The organism is Halorubrum sp. AJ67 (genome assembly GCF_000513435.1).
The window spans coordinates 1-2,153 of sequence record NZ_CBVY010000046.1 but is presented as its reverse complement, the minus strand read 5'-3'; the positions used below and the strand labels follow the sequence as shown (position 1 = coordinate 2,153).

Sequence of the window (2,153 nt, the reverse complement as noted above, 5' to 3'; positions counted from 1 at the left end):
CGGTCGCCGGTTCGACTTCTCGCCCGACGGCGACTCGTATAACTTCGTATAATGTATGCTATACGAAGTTATTACGCCGCTCCCGCTCCGCGCGGTCGAGCGCGGCCTCCAAGTGCTCCGAGAGAATCTCCGCGACGAGGACATCTGTGTCGGTGAACTCGTCGGCCGTCGGCGCGGAGATGACGAACAGTCCGTGGTCGCCGATCGGCCGCAACACGAGGCTCTCGGCCGGCGTCTCCTCCGATAACGGCTCGTACGCCGAGACCTCGTCGATGACGACCGACTCGTCCCCGCGGAACGCCTCCCACGCGAGGGCGGCCCGCGTCTCCGGGGGCGCGTTCCGCTCGTAGGTCGGCTGCTCGTCGAACAGCATGGGCACCGAATCGCCGAGCGCGGCCGGTTCGAGCCGGTCACCGTCGTCGCTGCGCAGGTGGATCCCGCTCAGCCCGGCGTCGACTAAGTCGTCGACCGCGTCGACCGCTAGCTCCGCCGCCTCCTCCGCGGTCCGGGCGTAGTTGAGCTCTCGCGTCCACTCGCGGAGCCGCGCCAGGGTCCGCTCGCGCTCCTTGCGATCGGAGACGTCGCGGGTGTTGACCACGTACCGCCCGACGGCGCGGTCATCGAGCCGGCTGTTCCCGACGGACCCGACCCAGCGATAGCCGCCGTCGGCACACCGGAGCCGGTACTCGATCGGGCTCGTCGGGGACTCACTGTCCAGGGTCTCTTCGAACAGCCCGAAGACGGCCTCCCGGTCGTCGGAATGGACGTACGAGAACGCGTTCTCGCCTATCATCTCCTCCGGGTCGTGTCCCAAGATCCGCTCGACGGACGGGCTCACGTACTGGAACGTTCCGTTGGCATCTAACGCCGCGACGATGTCGCTGGAGTGCTCGACGAACGCGCGGTGTCGCTCGCGCTCGGTCACGTCCCGGAGGATCCCCACGAACCTGTGTTCGCCGTCCTGCTCGAACTCTCCGAACGAGATGGAGAGGGGAACCTCGCGGCCGTCTCGGTGTCGGCCCGGGAACTCGACCGCGGTCCAGTCCATCGTCGACTCGCCGGTCTCGACGTACCGGGCCATCGCCTCCTCGTGGAGGTCGCGCATTCGATCCGGCATCAGCCTCGTTAGCGGTCCGCCGACGAGCTCCTCGGGCGCGTATCCGAGCAGCCGCTCGACGGCCGGGTTCGCGAACCGCACCGTGCTGTCGTCGTCGACGGTGAGTATCGCGTCCCGCGAGTGGTCGGTGATCGCCGCCAACTGCCGTCGCATCCGGTCGGCGTCCCGCTCGGCGCGGCGCTTCTCGACCGCCTCGACGATCCGGTTCGCCAGCCGCTCGTACCGCTCGGTCCCGCCGCGCTTCTGGATGTAGTCGGTCACGCCGGCGGAGATGGCCTCGCTCGCGATCTCCTCGGATCCCCTTCCCGTGTGGAGGATAAAGGGGAGTTCGGGGTCGCGCTCGCGGACCGCTTGGAGGAACTCGAGTCCGTCTCGGCCGGGCATCTCGTAGTCGGAGACCACGCACTCGACGTCGAACTCGTCGAGCGCCTCCAGCCCCGTCGCCGCGTTCCCCGCGGTCTCGATCGCGATCCGGTCGGCCTCGCGTTCGAGGTACGAGGCCGTGACCGCGAGGAGGTCCGGATCGTCGTCGACGAGGAGGACCGAGATGCGGTCGGACATACGTCTCACGTACCCATGACGGTATTATAACAGTTTGGTCGCGTGTCGGACCGCCCCTCTCGATCGACCGCTCGTGCCGGTTACTCCTCGTTCGCGGGGCGGAAGACGACGAGCCGCTCGCCGTCGGTGACGCGCTCGCCCACGTCGACCGTCACCCGATCGCCGATCGCGGGGTCCGGGGCGGCGTCGCCCCCCTCGCGGTAGACGCCCGTCAGCCGTGTCGGACCGAAGTCGACCACGGCGGTCGCGTACGGGGCGTCGTCGGCGAAGCGCGGCGACGGGACGTGGACGACGCTGTACGTCTCGACGGTCCCCGTCCCGTCGAGCGACTCCCGAGAGAGGTCGGCGGTGCCGCACTCGGGACACACCCGCCGCGCGGGAGCGACCCGTGGCCGTCCGGACAGGCGAGCGCGAACCCGTCGCCGTCGGCCAGCGCGTCGAGCCACTCGGCGTACTCGCGGTCCGTCGAGGCCGC

1 pseudogene is annotated in these 2,153 nt (G+C 69.3%); it reads right to left on the bottom strand.

Going from position 1 to position 2,153, the window contains the following annotated elements:
• Positions 1-1,758: 1,758 nt before the first annotated feature.
• Positions 1,759-2,153 (bottom strand): annotated as a pseudogene (locus BN903_RS15005) (Zn-ribbon domain-containing OB-fold protein); the annotation flags it as partial.